This is a genomic window from Rhodococcus rhodochrous (genome assembly GCF_014854695.1).
In the GTDB taxonomy this organism is placed as follows: domain Bacteria; phylum Actinomycetota; class Actinomycetes; order Mycobacteriales; family Mycobacteriaceae; genus Rhodococcus.
The window spans coordinates 1,895,319-1,911,632 of the sequence record NZ_CP027557.1; the positions used below are offsets into that span (position 1 = coordinate 1,895,319).

Here is a 16,314-nt window from a genome sequence, read left to right on the forward strand (position 1 = left end):
GTATCGGTCCCCACCGTCACCTTCGGTCTGCGACCCCACTACCTGTGACTTCGGTGATATCGGTGTCGCCGGGAAGGTCAATGACCAGCTCGACACCGGCCTCACGCATCCGCTCGAGGGCGGGGCGGATCGTCGTCTCCGACACCCCCGCGGTGTAGGGCAGCAGCACCCGAGCGCCGAAACCCTCCTCTACCGCGTCGAGCGCGGTGGCCCGCACGCAGTGGTCGGTGGCGATCCCGACGATGTCGACATCCGTCACGCCGCGGTCGCGCAACCACGACACCAGCGGCGTGCCCTCGTCGTCGATTCCCTCGAAGCCCGAATAGGCCGCGTCGTCGGCCCCCTTCGAGAAGACGGCCTCGAACCGGTCCGTGCTCAGCTCCGGATGGAAGTCCGCACCCGGCGTCCCGGCCCGGCAGTGCGGCGGCCACGAGTCGACGAAATCGGGTTCGGGAGAGAAATGGTCCCCGGGATCGACGTGATGGTCGCGGGTCGCGACGATGTGTACGTAGTCGTCACCGCGCGCCTGCAGGAACCGTGTGATGTCGGACGCCACCCGCGAGCCGCCCTCCACGGCGAGCGAACCGCCCTCGCAGAAGTCGTTCTGGACGTCGACCACCAGCAATGCGCGCGTGGCACTCACCCCTCACGGACGAAGCGGGTGGGGATGGCGGGATCCCCGGCCGAGAGCGTCAGGCCCTCCCACGGCAGACGCACCATGCCCTGCCGGAGATACTCCCGGCTCTCTTCCAGGGTAGGCAGATCGCCGACCGCCTCGCCACCACGGACCAGCGGGATCATCAGTTCGTGGACCTGCGAACCCTCGCCCGGCGGAACCTGCTCGGCGCGGGCCGGGTACACGACCTCCTCGACGAGCGTGCCCGTCCTCCGCGCGTACCGGACGGCCCGCTTGGCGCCCCCGCGGGACTCCTTCGCCGCACTGCGCTTCTCGACCGCGATGCCGTCCACCTCCACGAGTTTGAAGACCATCCCCGCCGTCGGAGCCCCCGACCCGGTGACCAGCGACGTGCCGACACCGTAGGCGTCGACCGGCTCGGCCCGCAGACCCGCGATCCCGTACTCGTCGAGATCACCGGACATCACGATCTTCGTGCGGGTCGCGCCGAGTCCGTCGAGCTGTTCGCGCACCTGGCGTGCGAGCACACCGAGATCGCCCGAATCGATCCGCACGCCACCGAGTTCGGGGCCGGCCACTGCGATCGCCGTGTTCACGCCGTCGGTGATGTCGTAGGTGTCCACCAGTAGGGTCGTGCCCACGCCGAGGCTCTCGACCTGGCTGCGGAAGGCGGACGCCTCGTCGCGGCCGGCCGTCGTGGTGTGCAGCAGGGTGAACGCGTGCGCGGCGGTACCCGCCGCGGGGATGCCGTACCGTTGCGCGGCCTGCAGATTGGACGTCGAGTCGAAGCCCGCGAGATAGGCGGCGCGCGCCGCGGCGACCGCCGCTTCCTCGTGGGTGCGCCGCGAACCCATCTCGATGAGCGCGCGGCCGTCGGCCACACTCACCATGCGCGCCGCGGCCGAGGCGATCGCACTGTCGTGGTTGAAGATGGACAGGGTCAGCGTCTCGAGCAGCACGCACTCGGCGAAGGTGCCGCTCACCGACAGGATCGGCGAACCCGGGAAGAAGAAGTCGCCCTCGCGGTAGCCGTCGATGTCGCCGGAGAACCGGAAGTCGCGCAGCCACTCGACGGTGCGCGGAGTGAGGAAACCGGCTGCGAGTCCGAGTTCGGCCTCGTCGAACCGGAACGATGCGAGTGCCTCGATCAACCGTGCGGTGCCCGCGACGACGCCGTACCGCCGGCCCGGGGGAAGACGCCGGGCGAAGACCTCGAAGACGCACGGGCGGTCGCCCGTGCCGTCCGCCAGGGCAGCCTCGAGCATGGTCAACTCGTACATGTCCGTGAACAGTGCGGTGCCGGGACGACCGGCAGGGTGAATGGCTTCGGGCACCCGATCACTGTAGAGCCACGGCCTCCGAGGCGGGTTTTTCGCGGTGCTCCGAAGTCGTACCCTGGGAACATGGCGCCGTGTAGTACGACCACTCCGCTCGACGTCCGCTCGACGGCCGGCCAGGCCGTTCCGGTCATGGCAGGACAGGCCGTTCCCGCCGAAGCCGAAATCGTCGAGGAGATCGAAGCGGTCGACAGGCCATGGGTGACCGTGGTCTGGGACGACCCCGTCAACCTCATGCACTACGTGACGTTCATCTTCCAGAAGCTGTTCGGGTACAGCAAGGCCAAGGCCACCGAGCTCATGCTCAAGGTCCACAACGAGGGCAAGGCCGTCGTGTCGAGCGGTTCGCGTGACAAGATGGAACACGACGTGCAGCGTCTGCACGCCGCCGGACTGTGGGCGACGATGCAGCGCGACGAATGATCCCCACAGGAGGGCCCGACCGACGTGCGGCAGTGGACCAGGAAGAACTCGCTCAGCGGCCCCAAGCTCCGGTCGGAGATGGACGCCCACGAAGCGTCGGTGCTGCGGTCGCTCGTGTCCTCCGTGCTGGGCATGCTCGAGGAACGCGCCGGACAGGCCCCGCAGGACGACCTCGCGGCGCTGACGGGTCTGCGCACCGGTAACGCCACCCCGCCCGAGATCCCGGCGCTGCGCCGCCTCCTGCCCGATTTCCACCGCCCGGACGCCGATGCCGTCGCCGATGTCGACGACGACGCCGCCGACCTCAACGGTGCGATGCGCAGCCTGCACGAACCGAGCATCATCGACGCCAAGCTCGCCGCCGGCGCGGTCATCCTGCGCACCGTGCCCGAAGGCGGCGGCAAGGTGGTGCTCAATCCCGAACAGGCCGAAGCCTGGCTGTACGGACTCAACGACGTGCGACTCGCGCTCGGCACCACCCTCAGCATCGACGCCGACACCCCCGACGTCCTCGACGACGACGATCCGCGTGCCCCGCATCTCGACGTCTACCACTGGCTGACGTGGATGCAGGACTCCCTCGTCCAGGCGCTGCAGCCGTGATCGTGCCGGGACCGACCGATTCGCTGCTCGACGTGACGGGTCTGAGTGTCGGCCACTGGCAGCGCCTCGACCCCGAGGTCACCGTCGGCACCCCCGACATTCCCGGTACGGGCGCCGCCACGGGATGCACCGTCGTGCTCGCCGACCCGTCCGCCGTCGCCTCGGTGGACGTGCGCGGCGGGGGACCGGGCACCCGGGAGACCGACCTGCTCGATCCGAGCCACTCCGTGCAGCGCGTCGACGCGGTACTCCTCACCGGTGGCAGTGCGTACGGGCTGGCCGCCGCCGACGGCGTGATGCGTTATCTCGAGATGAACGGCAAGGGGATTCCGATGGGCGCGCCCGGCGCGGTCGTCCCGATCGTCCCCGGTGCCGTTATCTTCGACCTGCCGGTGGGGCAGTGGTCCGCGCGCCCGACCGCCGGTTCCGGCTGCACCGCCGCCGCCACCGCCAGTTCCACGCACTTCGACCGCGGCAGCGCCGGCGCCGGCACCGGTGCCCGCGCCGGGGCGCTCAAGGGCGGCATCGGATCGGCGAGCGTGCGGATCACGGACGGTCCCGCAGCCGGGGTGACCGTGGCGGCGCTGATGGTCGCCAACCCTGTCGGTTCGGTGTTCGACCCCGTGACCGGCCTGCCCTGGGGCGTCGACGCCGCGCGAGCCGAGGAACTCGGACTGTCGTCGCCGTCGGCGTCGGATCTCGCCGCGGCCCGCGCGCTCGGCGACAAGGGCACCGTCCTCAACACCACGATCGGTGTGGTCGCCACCGACGCACCGCTGTCGAAGGCGGCGTGCCGTCGCGTCGCGGTCACCGGACACGACGGTATCGGCCGCGCGATCCGTCCCGCGCACTCCCCGCTCGACGGCGACACGATCTTCGCCCTCTCGACCGGCACCGCCGACGTCTCCGACGCACTCCGCGACGCCCCGTCGATCCCGGCCTTCGCCCCCGAACTGCCGATCCTCGCCGCGGTGTGCGAAGCCGCGGCGGTGGTGGTCGAACGCGCGATCGTCGACGCGATCCTGTCCGCGACCTCCGTGGCCGACATCCCCGCCTATCGCGACGTGCTGCCCTCGGTCTTCGGCCGCTGACCGGTACGTGACGGCAGAATGGTGCCATGACCATTCCCAGCGGTACCGGCGCCGACACCCGAATCCGGCCGATCTGGCAACGTGCCGGACTGTGGATCGGTGGGTTCGTCGCGATGCTCTACGGCATCGAGACCGTCGATGCGGTGCTCCCCGCCGATCTCGACGCGGCCGGTGTCGAACCCCGCACCGCCGACGGGCTGTGGGGCGTGCTGTTCGCGCCGATCCTGCACGCCGACTGGGCCCACCTCACCGCCAACACCGTGCCCGCGCTCGTCCTCGGCTTCCTGGTGCTGCTCTCCGGCATCGGGCGCGGCCTGGCCGCCACCGCGATCATCTGGGTCGTCGCAGGAGTGGGGACGTGGCTGATCGCGGGCTCGGGCGAGACCCACATCGGAGCGTCGAGCCTGATCTTCGGGTGGCTCACCTATCTGATCGTGCGCGGCGTGTTCACCCGCAAGGCCGGGCAGATCCTGCTGGGAGTCGTGGTGCTGTTCCTCTACGGCGGCATGCTGTGGGGCGTGCTGCCGAGCGAACCGTGGATCTCCTGGGAAGGGCACTTCTTCGGTGCCGTCGGCGGCGTCCTCGCGGCGTGGGCGCTGTCCGCGGACGCGCGTCGCGCCCGCCGCACCACCACCTCCGTCGTGCCGCGCTGACCACCCGCGCCGACAACCCACCGATCGGCCACGCGAAGTGGCCGAACGATCCGCGCGTCACACCTTCCCGGCCATTGTGAGTCTGCGCCGCAATACGCGCGTTGGCTTCATCGAGGGACCTTCGGCATGGCAGCATGGCTGATATGCGCATGACCGTTCTGGGGTGCTCGGGCAGTGTGGCCGGGCCGGATTCCGCAGCCTCCGGCTACCTGCTGACGGCACCGGACACCCCGCCCCTGGTCATCGACTTCGGTCCCGGCGTCCTCGGCGCGCTCCAGCGCCACGCCGACCCCGGTGAAGTGTCGATCCTGCTGTCCCATCTGCACGCCGATCACTGCCTCGACCTGCCCGGTCTGCTGGTCTGGCGCCGTTACTCGCCGTCCCCGCCGCAGGGCCGCGTCCTCACCTACGGTCCCGCCGGCACCGCCCACCGCATCGGCGTGGCGTCCGCGGAGATCCCCGGCGAGGTCGACGACGTCAGCGACACCCTCGACGTCCGGATGCTCGGCGACGGCGAGCAGATCCGGTTCGGGAGCCTGACCATCTGCCCCGGTCGCGTCCATCACCCGCCGGAGGCCTACGGCTTCCGCATCACCAGTGACTCCGGCCGCACCCTCGTCTACACCGGCGACACCGGCATGTGCGATTCGGTCGTCGAACTCGCCCGCGGCGCCGACGTGCTGCTCGCCGAGGCATCGTGGACCCACGCGCCGGGGGAACGCCCCGAGGGCGTGCACCTCTCGGGCACCGAAGCCGGACGCGTCGCAGCCCTCGCCGGTGTCGGCGAACTCCTCCTGACCCACATCCCGCCGTGGACCTCCCGCGAGGACGTCATCGCCGAGGCCAAGGCCGAGTACTCCGGACCGGTCCACGCCGTCACCGCCGGAGACGTGTACCGCATCTGAAAGGCCCGTCCCCGGATCGCCTAGGCTCGGACGAGTGACGACACGAGAAGACGGCAGAGCGGACGACGAACTCCGGAACATTCGCATCACCCGGGGTTTCACCAACCACCCGGCGGGCTCGGTGCTCGTCGAATTCGGACAGACCCGCGTGATGTGCACCGCCAGCGTCGAGGAAGGCGTCCCCCGGTGGCGCCGGGGCTCCGGTCTCGGCTGGCTCACCGCCGAGTACGCAATGCTCCCCGCCGCCACCCACACCCGCAGCGGACGCGAATCGGTCAAAGGCAAGCTCGGCGGCCGCACCCAGGAGATCAGCCGGCTCGTCGGCCGGTCGCTGCGCGCGTGCATCGACCTCGCCGCGCTCGGTGAGAACACCATCGCGATCGACTGCGACGTGCTGCAGGCCGACGGAGGCACCCGCACCGCGGCGATCACCGGCGCCTACGTCGCGCTGTGCGACGCGGTGACCTACCTGCGTGCCGCGGGCAGCCTCGCCGACCCGCAACCCATCTCGTGCCAGATCGCCGCCGTCAGCGTCGGCGTGGTCGACGGCCGCGTCCGCCTCGACCTGCCCTACGAGGAGGACGTGCGCGCCGAGGTCGACATGAACGTCGTCGCCACCGAGACGGGCACCCTCGTCGAGGTCCAGGGCACCGGCGAAGGCGCGACCTTCCCGCGCTCCACGCTCGACGCGATGCTCGATTCCTCGCTCGCCGGCATCGAGGAACTGTGCCGGATCCAGCGCGAGGTGCTCGCCGAGCCGTACCCGGGCACCCTGCCCGAGCCGGTCGAGGCGGGGGTCGTCAAGAAGAAGTTCGGAGTCTGACGTGCGGGTGCTGGTCGCAAGTCGCAACGCGAAGAAACTGCGCGAACTGCAGCGCGTGCTCGACCGCGCCGGGATCGAGGGCATCGAACTCGTAGGCCTCGACACCGTCCCGCCCTACCCGGAGGCACCCGAGACGGGGGAGACCTTCGAGGCGAACGCCGGAGCCAAGGCCCGCGACGGCGCCGTCGCCACGGGGATGCCCTGCGTCGCCGACGACTCCGGTCTCGAGGTCGACGCCCTGCGCGGCATGCCCGGCGTGCTCTCGGCGCGCTGGAGCGGACGCCACGGCGACGACGAGGCGAACACCGCACTGTTGCTCGGCCAAATGCAGGACGTGCCGGACGAGCGGCGCGGCGCGGCATTCGTATCGGCCTGCGCGCTCGTGGTGCCGTCGGACCACGGATTCGTCACGACCGTCGTGCGCGGCGAATGGCGCGGCAGCATCGTGCGCGAGCCGCGCGGCGAGAACGGCTTCGGCTACGACCCGGTCTTCCTCCCCGAAGGTGAGGAACGCACCGCGGCGGAACTGTCCGCGGAGGAGAAGGACGCACAGTCGCATCGAGGACGGGCACTCGCCCAGCTCGTGCCCGCCCTCGCTGCGCTCGCCGCGAGCCGCTAGCGCGCGCCGGCCTGCGTTCCCGGTTCGGCGGGTACGGTCGGCTCGTCGCCGCGGGAGAGTTCACCGCCCACGACGGGCCAGCCCGCAGCGACCAGCTGTTCACGGACGCGCTCGACGTCCTGCGGGTCCGGTTCCTCGTGGATCACCCCTGCCACGATCTTCCGCAGGGTGTCGTGGTCGACCTGCCGCTCCGGGTGCTCGGACGCGGTCGCCGCTGCCGTCTCGATCGCCTCGAGGAGTTCCTCGTCGGTGAGACGACGCTTGAGCACGGCGAGCAACGCGAAGTGATCCTTCGCCGGGATCCCTTCGGGATATCCCGCACGCAACCAGTCCAGTACCACCCGTGGATTCCAACGCGCCATCGTCGCCTCCTCACTCACCGTCCCGCACGGACCCTTCGAACCGAAGGGTCCGGCGGAAACCCCCTGTCAGGGTCACAGGGTTCCCGCCACGATAGCGAGGAACACCTGATTCGCCCCGTCAGGGCAGTGAATGTCCCCTTTCAGGGCAGTGACATGTCCTGCAGATACGCCGTGACCATGGCAGTGAGTTCGTCGGCCACGACGTCCCGTTCCATCGGGGGACGGTCGAGAACGTAGGAGACGGCCACGTTCTCGACCGTGCGCACGAGAATCCACGCGATCGCCTCCACCGGACGGTCGCCGCGTCCGCGGAGATGGAAACGCAGCCACATGGTGAGCAGGTCGTCGATCCGCCGTTCGAAGGCGGCGAGCCGGCTGTCGGGGGAGCGCGGTAGTTCCTCGATGAGCACCCGCAGCAGGCGCGGATTCTCGGCGAGCGCATCGAGCAACTCACCCATCGTGTCGCGCACCGACACAGGGGTGGGTGGGCCTTCCAGTGCGTCCGCGAACACGCGCGAAATGCGAGCATGCATCGCATCCGTCCAACGGTCCACCACCTCGGCGACGATGGCGTCCTTGTCCGGGAAGTACTGGTACACCGAGCCCGGACTGATCCCCGCCACGCGCGCGATGCGGTTCGTCGAAGCTCCCTCGTAGCCGTTGTCCAGCAGAACCGTGCGTCCCGCGGCGATGATCCGCTCGACCATCGCGCGGGAGCGTTCCTGTTGCGGCGCGCGACGCCGACGCCGGTCGCTCGGGCTCATCGCCGCACCGGAAATGCGAATTGAACGCGAGTAACAGCTCGTGTGAACATCGCCTCATGGTGACACAGGAGTTGCTACGGGACGAGAGCACGTGCCCGTACCCCACGCGGTACGAGGGCAATCGGCCCCGCAACGAGCGCATCGGGAGACCGCTGAAGAAGTTCGCCCGGATCCACGAGGTGGATCAGCGCTTGCTCGACCGCATCGGCCGCAGGATGTTCGCACGCGACGAGGTGGGGGCCGCGCTCGTCCACGGTATGCGCCGCGACCGGGACGACCCGCAACGCGTCACCATGAAGCAGTTCCACCGGGCACTGGAACACGGCATCGAGTCCGTACCCGACGCTCCCGCCGCGCTGCGCGAGTTCTTCGCCGTCGTCGACACCGTCCCCGACTGGGTGGACTGGAACCTGCTCGAGCAGGGCGCACGGGCCTTTCGCCGTATGGGCCGCACCCGTAACGACGTGCTGCTCCAGCTGTCGCTCATCGGCGGCTACCGCTTCGGCGGACCTCCGGACCTCCTCGTGGAGACCGGCGGACTCACCGGATCCACCGCCATGCGCCGCCTCGGCGAGACCCAGAAGTGGGGCACCGCCGTCGGTGAACCCGGTGGCATGCGCCGGAACGGGGACGGCTTCAAGCTCACCGTGCACGTGCGCGCCATGCACGCACTCGTCAACGATCGGTTCGAGAACAACGGCCGATGGGACATCGAGCACTGGGGACTGCCGATCAATCAGACCGACCAGGCCGCGACCCTCGGACTGTTCAACGGCACCCTCCTCCTGGGCGTCCGCGCACTCGGTTACACCGTGAGCCGCGACGAATCCCGCGCCGTGATGCACCTGTGGAAGTACGTCGGCTGGCTCATGGGCGTGGACGAGGAGTGGCTGTTCGACTCCGAACGCGAGCAGCACCGCTTCAACTACCACGTGGTGCTCGTGCAGGACGATGTCACGCCGGCGGGCGCCGACCTGTCCCGTGCACTCGTCGACGGCCAGCGCACGCTCGACTACGGGCGTTTCTCCCGGCTCCGGGGTGCCTACGAGCGACTGCGGTTGCTCAGCATGCTGCGCTTCTTCCTCGGGGAGCAGGGACTCCACGATCTGGGGCTTCCGGTCACTCCGCCCTGGGCGGTCGTCCCGGTCCTTGCGACGAACATCGTCAAGTCCCAGGTGCTGAAGAGATGCGTTCCCGGACGTCGGCTGCTCGAGCACCTCGGCGACCGTGCGGCACGCCGCGAACTGGAACTGAAGTTCGGTTCTGCGAAGCCGGACGTGGGCGCCCTGCAGGTATGACCAAAGCGGCCGTGGGAGGAGCATCGTGCTCCTCCCACGGCCGCTTCGAATCGGGGAACTCGCGACGCGCGCCTACCGCGCAGATCAGCTCGCGTCGTGGGACGAGAGTTCGTCCCCGGCCCTGTCGTCCTCAGCCCTGTCCGTTTCGTCGAGGACCCATCGCATCTCGACGATCGTGCCCTTCGGGCCGGCCGAGACCCGGACGTCGCTGGCCAGATTGCGGATCAGCGTCAGCCCGTGACCGCGTGAACGTCGGGCGTCGCTGTCGACGGCGTCGTGCCAGGAGCCGTGGTCGACGACCCGCACGACCACCTCACCCTCGTCGGGTAGATACGTCGCCTCGTAGTCGAGCGTGCCGTGCGCATCGTCCGGCGCATAGGCGTGCTCGACGGCATTCGCGAGCGCTTCGTAGCTCGCGAGCAGTATGTCCTGTCTCTGGTCCTCGCTGAGGGGGAGCTTCGCCAGCCACCGCCTCGTGACGACCCGCAGGCCTGCAATCTCGGTCGGGTCGGCTCGCACACCCGACGAACGGATCTCGTCGGGAAAGAGCAAAGCTGACTCCTCGGGCGCAGACGACATGGCTCCTCGGTTCGACGGGTACGGCGGTCTACTCGGAGACGCCTTCCGGCGAGGCACCGAGGCCGACGAGCGCGTCGTCGAGCTTCGGATGGATCGCCAGGACCTCTCCGAGGCCGAGGAGTTCGAGCGGGCGTGCCGTGGCACTGCCGTGTGCCACGACGGCGAAACCGGTGCTGTCGGCGGCTCGCTTGGACAACTCGACCAACAGAGCGATACCCATCGAAGCGAGGAAATCAACCCCGCTGAGATCGACGATCAGTCCGGAGATGTCGGAGTCGAGGAGCGCGAGGGCTTCCTGCTCGAGGAGCGGGGCACTCGTCATGTCGACTTCGCCGTTGACGGACAGCACGGCCACGGAGCCGTTACGGGTCGTGGAAAGAGTCATATGCGGATGCGCGGTCATGGGATCGTTCACCTTGCCATCATGCAAGATCGTGCCGATAGATGCACACAACGGTCCATCGGCCGCGGCCGCGACCCGCCGTGACCACCCTGTGACCATGCTGTCGTCGAGTCTGTAATGTTCCCTTTCGAGCAGGGAGGGAGGGGCGCCGAGTGGACATGCACCGAGCGCAGAGCGAGTCGGTCGAACCACCGTCGTTGCTCCTCATCGAGGACGATCCGGGCGACGCGCTCATCGTGGAGGAACTCGTCGTCGACAGTGCCCCCGAGATGACCGTCGTGTGGGTGCAGACACTCGCGCAGGCCCGCGACGAACTCGCCACATCGGCTCCCGACTGCGTACTTCTCGACCTCCACCTGCCCGATGCGAGCGGCCTCGAAGCCGTCGCCCGCATCCAGGAGATCACCGATTCCGTCCCCATCGTCGTCCTCACCGGCCTCGCGGAGGAACAGACCGGCCTCGCCGCGCTGTCCGTGGGCGCCCAGGACTATCTCGTCAAGGGACGCGTCGAACCCGATCTGTTCGGCCGCGCCGTCCGCTACGCCATCCAGCGAAAGCAGACCGAGATCGCGGCGGCGGAACTCCAGGCGAGTCAGCTTCACGCGCAGGAGAACGCCCGACTCGAACGCGGCCTGCTCCCGTCCCCGCTCCTGCGCGACGGGCAGGACTTCGACGTCGTCGCCCGTTACCGACCCGGCCGGTCGTCGGCTCTTCTCGGCGGCGACTTCTACGACGTCGTGCAGACCGGCGACGGAACCGTCCACGTCCTCATCGGCGACGTCTCTGGTCACGGTCCCGACGAGGCAGCCCTCGGCGTGGGCCTACGCATCGCGTGGCGCACGCTCGTGCTCAGCGGGGTCGACGGTCCCCGCCGCTTGCACCAACTCGAGGAACTGCTCGTCGCCGAGCGCACGGAGAGCCGCTTCTTCGCGTCGATGACGAACCTCACGATGTGTGCCGACCGCAGCACCGTCGAGGTCATGCGCGCCGGTCATCCCGGGCTGCTGCTCCGCCACGGCGGAACCATCGACTGGGTCGAAGCGCCCGGTGGTCCCGCCCTCGGCCTGCTGCCGGGAGGGGCCACCTGGCCCGTTCACGAGTTGGATCTGCCCGAGGACGGCGCGATCGTGCTGTTCACCGACGGATTGTTCGAGGGCCATCGGGGCGACGGCCCGGAACGACTCGGTGAGGAAGGACTCCTCGAGCTCGCGCGCGAACGCGCCCATCTGCCGGCCGCCGACTTCACCGACTCGCTCATCGACGGTGCCGAGAAACTCGCGGACAGTCGGGGAGGACTGTCCGACGACGTGGCAGTCGTCCACGTGCAATGGAACAGGAAGTGATCACCACCGCATGACGAACAGCGACGCAACGGCGGAGACGGGGGACGTGCGTCGCCCTCCGTCTCGCAGGATGACGGTCCAGGCATGGTTCCTGCTCGTACTCGGCGTGATGGGTGTGCTGGTCGTCGTCGGCACCGTGGTCGGCAGCCACTTCCTCCGTGAGACGACCGAGTACTCCAACTACGTGCGCGACCGGATCCAGCCCGCTCGCGTCGAGGCATACCGGTTGCAATCGGCACTGATCAACCAGGAGACGGGCGCGCGGGGCTACATCCTCGCCGCCGATCCCGATTTCCTCATGCCCTACGAGGAGGGGCGACGTGAGGAGGAAGCCGCGGCCGCCGAGCTGCGAGCCCTCGTCGGCGACGAGGAGAAGCTGATGGCGGACCTCGAAGCGATCGAAGCGCATGCGGCGGAGTGGCGACGCGTGTACGCCGAGCCGCTCATCTCCACCGTCGTGCCGGGGGAACCGCAGTTCGTCGACCCCGCGGTCGTCGCAGCCGGCCGGGACGCATTCGACCGGATCCGGACGGCGTTGGACGTCCAGAACGCCGACCTCACACAGGCCCGAGAGGACGGCATCGCAACTCTCGAGGACACCCGCACCACGCGCGATCGCATCCTCGCCGGCATGGTGGTGGTGTTCCTCCTCACCGGTGTCGGTCTGGCCGTCCTGCTCCAGACGATCGTGGTACGCCCGATCCAACGTCTGCGGCAGGCGTCGCGCAGCGTCGTCGCGGGGCAGAACTTCGAGCGCGAAATCGTGCCGCAGGGCCCCGCCGACATCTATGCGTTGGGCCGCGACGTCGAGGACATGCGCGAGCGGATCGTGCGCGAACTGCAGGTCGCGCACGAGCGTGAGGAGCAACTCGAGAACCAGACGACGGAACTGCGGCGCTCGAACTCCGAACTCGAACAGTTCGCCTACGTCGCCTCCCACGACCTGCAGGAGCCGCTGCGTAAGGTCGCGTCCTTCTGCCAACTCCTCGAGAAGCGCTACGGCGACAAGCTCGACGAACGCGGCACCCAGTACATCGCCTTCGCGGTCGACGGCGCGAAGCGTATGCAGGTGCTCATCAACGATCTGCTGACCTTCTCCCGCGTCGGACGCGTCAGCGACGCGCACGTCCGCACCGAACTGGACGTGACCCTCGACGCGGCCTTGACGAACATCTCGCAGGCGGTCGACGAATCCGGGGCGACGATCACGCGGCCCGAGTCCCTGCCGACGATCGTGGGCGATCCCACACTGATGATCATGTTGTGGCAGAACCTGATCGGCAACGCGATCAAGTTCCGCCATGAGGACCGTCCCGTGGAGATCCGGGTCGACTGCGAGGAGATCGTCGACGGGGACGACGAGTTCTGGCGATTCTCCGTGCAGGACAACGGCATCGGTATCGCGGAGGAGTTCGCCGACAAGGTCTTCGTGATCTTTCAGAGGCTGCACGGCCGGGACGTCTACACCGGCACCGGCATCGGCCTGGCGATCTGCCGGAAGATCGTCGAATACCACGGTGGAGAGATCTGGCTCGACCCGCAGTATCGGGAAGGCAGTCGATTCTGCTTTACGATTCCCAAGGCAGGCGACGACATGTCTGCAACCGAAGTCGCTCTGAAAGGGGCATCTGCATGAGCGTTTCCGGGCGGCCGATCGACGTCCTCCTAGTCGAGGACGACCCCGGCGACGAATTGATGACGCGCGAAGCGTTCGAGGACAACAAGATCGGAAACACCCTTCACGTGGTCCGCGACGGCGAGGAGGCACTCGACTTCCTCTACCGGCGCGGGGAGTACGAGAACGCCCCTCGGCCCGACCTGATCCTCCTCGATCTGAACCTGCCCAAGTACGACGGGCGGCAGGTCCTCGAGCAGGTCAAGTCCGACACCGACCTCACCGACATCCCCGTCGTCGTCCTTACCACCTCGGCAGCGGAGGAGGACATCCTCCGCAGCTACAAGCTGCACGCCAACGCGTACGTGACGAAGCCGGTCGACCTCGACCAGTTCATCCGCGCGGTGCGCCAGATCGACGAGTTCTTCGTCCAGGTGGTGCGCCTGCCGCGACGCTGAGCGCGCACACGGGCACAACGAAATCGGGCGGATCCTTCGAAAGGATCCGCCCGATTCGTGTTCGTGGAGGTTGCCGGCTCAGACGCCGAAGTCGGCCTTCACCTGCTGAGTGCGCTTGTGCTCGACGAAGAAGGACAGGAACGGGATGGTACCCGCCAGGAGCGTCCACACCGTCCGGGCGATCGGCCAGCGCACCTTGATCGACAGGTCGAAGGTGAGGACCAGGTACACCGCGTACACCCAGCCGTGCACGATCGCGATCCAGGCCGGCACGTTCTCGACACCGATGATGTACTTGGCGACCATCTCACCGGTGAGGATCAGCAGCCAGATACCGGTCGCGTAGGCGAGCACGCGGTAACGCAGCAGGGCGGACCGGATCTTCTTCCGGTCGGCCTCACTGACGACGCGCGGCGTGGTGGCTTGGCCGGACGCCTGCTCGGGGGTCGTGCTCACTGAGCGCTCCTATCGGACCTGCGCGCGAGTTGCGCGAGGTACTCGTTGTACTCGTTGATCTGTCGTGCGTCGGGATCCGCGGTTTCCTGCTCGCGTGCCTCGGCGAGCGTGCGCGGACGGGTGGGGAGAAGATCCTCGGGGATCTCGGTGGGCCCGTCCGGCTCGGACGGACGTCGTCCGCCGGTGCTCTCGGCTTCCTGCTCCTCCGCTTCGAGGCGCACGAAGCGTCGATAGGCGTAGACGCAGAAGAATGCGAAGGCAGGCCACTGGAGCGCGTAGCCGAGATTCTGGTAGGTGCCGCCCACCGCTTCGAAGGCGGTCCACTGCCAGTAACCGAGGCCGAGGCATCCGGCCGCGGCCACCAGGACCAGGATGATCAGGGCCAACCGGCGGGGAGGGCGATGCTCGGACACGCCCTCGACGGTACCCGAACGGTGCACCGACCTGCCAAGACCGGTCGGTGCACCGTGGGTGAGGTCACGTGGTGCGCGAGGGGGGACTCGAACCCCCACGTCCTATGGACACTGCGTCCTAAGCGCAGCGCGTCTGCCGTTCCGCCACTCGCGCGTCACGGACACAATACGTCACGAGGACGGCTCTTCCCTACGGAAGGTGAAGCGGCGTCGCCCGGCCCAGGTCGATGTCTGGGTGTGGAAGTTGGGGCACAGAAACCGGACGTTGTCGGGTCTCGAATCGTTGGGATTTCCGTCGATGTGGTCGACGTGGAAGACCAACGGCTGGCCGTACCAATGTGGCTCCGTGCCGCAACCCTCGCGTTCGTGTGGGCGACCGGACTCGATGAGAGCCCGACGCAGCAGATGAGGTTTGGTTCGTGGCGAGCCTGCCGGTGTCTCGACCAGGATCGTGGTCCAGTGCCGCTTCACCACAGGCCCACCCTGTACGGGAGGGCGGCCGGTGAAGTGGGACGTATCGATACCGAGTGCCCTGATCCTGCGGGTCAGATGCGTGTGATGTCCTCCGTTGGGTTTGAGACCGAAGTACCGCATGACGTCGGCGAAGTTGACGCAGCTGCGAACTGCCTCTTCAAGCATCTCCTTCGTGTACTTGACCGGTCGTGTCACCGTGTCCCCGCTTCCGCCTCGATGCTCGACTCGGCTGGAGCCGCGTCGAGGGCTCGGATGGGTCGGTTGTGCCGGATCCTCCTGCCCCAGGTGGGTGTCTGGCTGTGGCAGTTGGGGCACAGGAAGCGGAGGTTCTCCGGACGGGAATCGTTCGGATTGCCGTCGATGTGGTCGACGTGCAGTGCGAGCGGCGATTTCCGCCATTCCGGACCGGTGCCGCAGTTCTCGCACCTGTGCGACCGCCCGGATTCGATGAGCGCTCGTCTGAGGCGGGCAGCTTCTCTACGGTTGGAGCCGGCCGGTGAGACCGTGAGCACCTCGACCAGTGCAGGCGGTTCCGGGGCGGTATCCCCTTCTGGTGGGCCATACCCCGGAAGTGGGACGTGTCGATTCCATAGAGCTTGATTCGTCGGCTGATGTTGGCATGGTTGCCGCCGTCTTCCCGTAATCCGAATTGCCTCAACACGCCCGCGACGCTGGTCGCCTTCGCGACCGCCTCTTCGAGGACCTCCCGCGTGTACTTCACCCTTCTCCCCACCGTGCCCCCTGTCGAATATTTGTTCGATTGTCCCGAAGCTATCGCGGGGGTCCGACACGTTGTCGATCTTGCGATGCACGATCCGCGACGCCCGTCAACAGGTAACGATTCGATAACGAAAAACGTGAGGGATTCCTCGGGTTCATGGACGTCCACGCATCGGCGCAGCCAGGAGTGATTCGGGTTACCGACCAGTTACTTTCGAGCGAGCGTGTGAGCGAAATCACTGGTGGGAGGGGTGCCGGGCAAACTGCGTGAAACAAAACATGAGGAACCCCTCATGATTTTGTGCGAACCTTGGCGTGCCCGAACAGCGGACCACTAG

The 16,314-nt window shown here is 68.1% G+C and carries 20 protein-coding genes, 1 tRNA gene and 1 pseudogene; 11 read left to right on the forward strand and 11 right to left on the reverse strand.

From position 1 onward, the window contains the following. Positions 1–16: 16 nt before the first annotated feature. Positions 17–643, reverse strand: a complete 627-nt coding sequence (locus C6Y44_RS08785) for a nicotinamidase (protein ID WP_159418685.1) — start codon at positions 641–643, stop codon at positions 17–19. Beyond that, the gene (locus C6Y44_RS08790) at positions 640–1,971 is read right to left on the reverse strand and encodes a nicotinate phosphoribosyltransferase (RefSeq protein WP_159418684.1); all 1,332 of its coding nucleotides are present in this window, start codon (positions 1,969–1,971) and stop codon (positions 640–642) included. The genes C6Y44_RS08785 and C6Y44_RS08790 overlap by 4 nt, the downstream gene beginning before the upstream one ends. A 69-nt stretch (positions 1,972–2,040) precedes the next feature. On the opposite strand from C6Y44_RS08790, the gene clpS reads away from it, so the two are divergent. The 7 genes from clpS (at position 2,041) to rdgB (ending at position 7,091) form a co-directional block, all read left to right on the forward strand. Continuing rightward, complete coding sequence (gene clpS, locus C6Y44_RS08795) at positions 2,041–2,397, forward strand: ATP-dependent Clp protease adapter ClpS (protein WP_159418683.1); 357 nt, start codon at positions 2,041–2,043, stop codon at positions 2,395–2,397. Positions 2,398–2,421: 24 nt separating this feature from the next. Beyond that, positions 2,422–3,000 (forward strand): oxidative stress transcriptional regulator AosR, encoded by a 579-nt coding sequence (gene aosR / locus C6Y44_RS08800; protein ID WP_159418682.1) that lies wholly within the window; start codon positions 2,422–2,424, stop codon positions 2,998–3,000. Beyond that, positions 2,997–4,091, forward strand: a complete 1,095-nt coding sequence (locus C6Y44_RS08805) for a P1 family peptidase (protein WP_159418681.1) — start codon at positions 2,997–2,999, stop codon at positions 4,089–4,091. The genes aosR and C6Y44_RS08805 overlap by 4 nt, the downstream gene beginning before the upstream one ends. A 26-nt stretch (positions 4,092–4,117) precedes the next feature. Then, positions 4,118–4,744, forward strand: coding sequence for a rhomboid family intramembrane serine protease (locus C6Y44_RS08810; RefSeq protein ID WP_159418680.1), 627 nt, complete (start codon positions 4,118–4,120; stop codon positions 4,742–4,744). A 143-nt stretch (positions 4,745–4,887) separates the two neighbouring features. Then, entirely contained in the window at positions 4,888–5,649 is a 762-nt protein-coding gene (locus C6Y44_RS08815; RefSeq protein WP_088897424.1) for a cyclic nucleotide-degrading phosphodiesterase, read from the forward strand. A gap of 34 nt (positions 5,650–5,683) precedes the next feature. Next, a complete protein-coding gene (gene rph / locus C6Y44_RS08820; protein ID WP_159418679.1) occupies positions 5,684–6,472 on the forward strand; it encodes a ribonuclease PH in 789 nt (262 codons plus the stop codon). Positions 6,473–6,479: 7 nt separating this feature from the next. Next, on the forward strand, positions 6,480–7,091 hold the full coding sequence (gene rdgB, locus C6Y44_RS08825) for an RdgB/HAM1 family non-canonical purine NTP pyrophosphatase (RefSeq protein WP_159419267.1): 612 nt from the start codon (positions 6,480–6,482) through the stop codon (positions 7,089–7,091). Here rdgB and C6Y44_RS08830 read toward each other — a convergent pair. Together C6Y44_RS08830 and C6Y44_RS08835 are read right to left on the reverse strand one after the other, a co-directional pair. Continuing rightward, a complete protein-coding gene (locus tag C6Y44_RS08830; protein WP_225623760.1) occupies positions 7,088–7,453 on the reverse strand; it encodes a DUF3349 domain-containing protein in 366 nt (121 codons plus the stop codon). The two genes, rdgB and C6Y44_RS08830, sit on opposite strands and share 4 nt — an antisense overlap. Positions 7,454–7,593: 140 nt before the next feature. Continuing rightward, positions 7,594–8,217, reverse strand: a complete 624-nt coding sequence (locus C6Y44_RS08835; RefSeq protein ID WP_225623761.1) for a TetR/AcrR family transcriptional regulator — start codon at positions 8,215–8,217, stop codon at positions 7,594–7,596. A 56-nt stretch (positions 8,218–8,273) separates the two neighbouring features. Between C6Y44_RS08835 and C6Y44_RS08840 the strand changes: the two genes are divergently transcribed. Then, positions 8,274–9,515 (forward strand): oxygenase MpaB family protein, encoded by a 1,242-nt coding sequence (locus C6Y44_RS08840; RefSeq protein ID WP_159418678.1) that lies wholly within the window; start codon positions 8,274–8,276, stop codon positions 9,513–9,515. A gap of 84 nt (positions 9,516–9,599) precedes the next feature. Here the strand turns inward: C6Y44_RS08840 and C6Y44_RS08845 are convergent, their stop codons facing one another. Both C6Y44_RS08845 and C6Y44_RS08850 read right to left on the reverse strand, forming a co-directional pair. Next, complete coding sequence (locus C6Y44_RS08845) at positions 9,600–10,067, reverse strand: ATP-binding protein (RefSeq protein ID WP_120282139.1); 468 nt, start codon at positions 10,065–10,067, stop codon at positions 9,600–9,602. Positions 10,068–10,122: 55 nt separating this feature from the next. Next, positions 10,123–10,497 carry an STAS domain-containing protein gene (locus C6Y44_RS08850; RefSeq protein WP_174247056.1) on the reverse strand — a complete coding sequence of 125 codons (375 nt, stop codon included), beginning with the start codon at positions 10,495–10,497 and terminating at the stop codon, positions 10,123–10,125. A gap of 158 nt (positions 10,498–10,655) precedes the next feature. Here C6Y44_RS08850 and C6Y44_RS08855 point away from each other — a divergent pair, with 158 nt between their 5' ends. The 3 genes from C6Y44_RS08855 to C6Y44_RS08865 all read left to right on the forward strand — a co-directional run bounded on the left by C6Y44_RS08855 (position 10,656) and on the right by C6Y44_RS08865 (position 13,913). Continuing rightward, a complete protein-coding gene (locus tag C6Y44_RS08855) occupies positions 10,656–11,840 on the forward strand; it encodes a PP2C family protein-serine/threonine phosphatase (RefSeq protein WP_225623817.1) in 1,185 nt (394 codons plus the stop codon). 70 nt (positions 11,841–11,910) lie between these two features. After that, entirely contained in the window at positions 11,911–13,476 is a 1,566-nt protein-coding gene (locus C6Y44_RS08860) for a sensor histidine kinase (RefSeq protein ID WP_120282142.1), read from the forward strand. Next, positions 13,473–13,913: a response regulator gene (locus C6Y44_RS08865; protein ID WP_016693400.1), complete on the forward strand. Its 441-nt coding sequence runs from the start codon at positions 13,473–13,475 to the stop codon at positions 13,911–13,913. Before C6Y44_RS08860 ends, C6Y44_RS08865 begins: the two co-directional genes overlap by 4 nt. 78 nt (positions 13,914–13,991) lie before the next feature. Here the strand turns inward: C6Y44_RS08865 and C6Y44_RS08870 are convergent, their stop codons facing one another. From C6Y44_RS08870 to C6Y44_RS08890, 5 genes and pseudogenes are all read right to left on the reverse strand, one after another. Beyond that, entirely contained in the window at positions 13,992–14,369 is a 378-nt protein-coding gene (locus C6Y44_RS08870; RefSeq protein ID WP_006554752.1) for a DUF3817 domain-containing protein, read from the reverse strand. Then, positions 14,366–14,782 (reverse strand): transcriptional regulator, encoded by a 417-nt coding sequence (locus tag C6Y44_RS08875; RefSeq protein WP_120284141.1) that lies wholly within the window; start codon positions 14,780–14,782, stop codon positions 14,366–14,368. Before C6Y44_RS08875 ends, C6Y44_RS08870 begins: the two co-directional genes overlap by 4 nt. Before the next feature lie 69 nt (positions 14,783–14,851). Beyond that, a tRNA-Leu gene (locus C6Y44_RS08880) sits at positions 14,852–14,936 on the reverse strand. Between the two features lie 17 nt (positions 14,937–14,953). Beyond that, positions 14,954–15,451, reverse strand: a complete 498-nt coding sequence (locus tag C6Y44_RS08885; protein ID WP_192378745.1) for an HNH endonuclease — start codon at positions 15,449–15,451, stop codon at positions 14,954–14,956. After that, positions 15,448–15,977 (reverse strand): annotated as a pseudogene (locus C6Y44_RS08890) (HNH endonuclease signature motif containing protein). The gene C6Y44_RS08885 and the pseudogene C6Y44_RS08890 overlap by 4 nt, the downstream one beginning before the upstream one ends. Between the last annotated feature and the right edge of the window lie 337 nt (positions 15,978–16,314).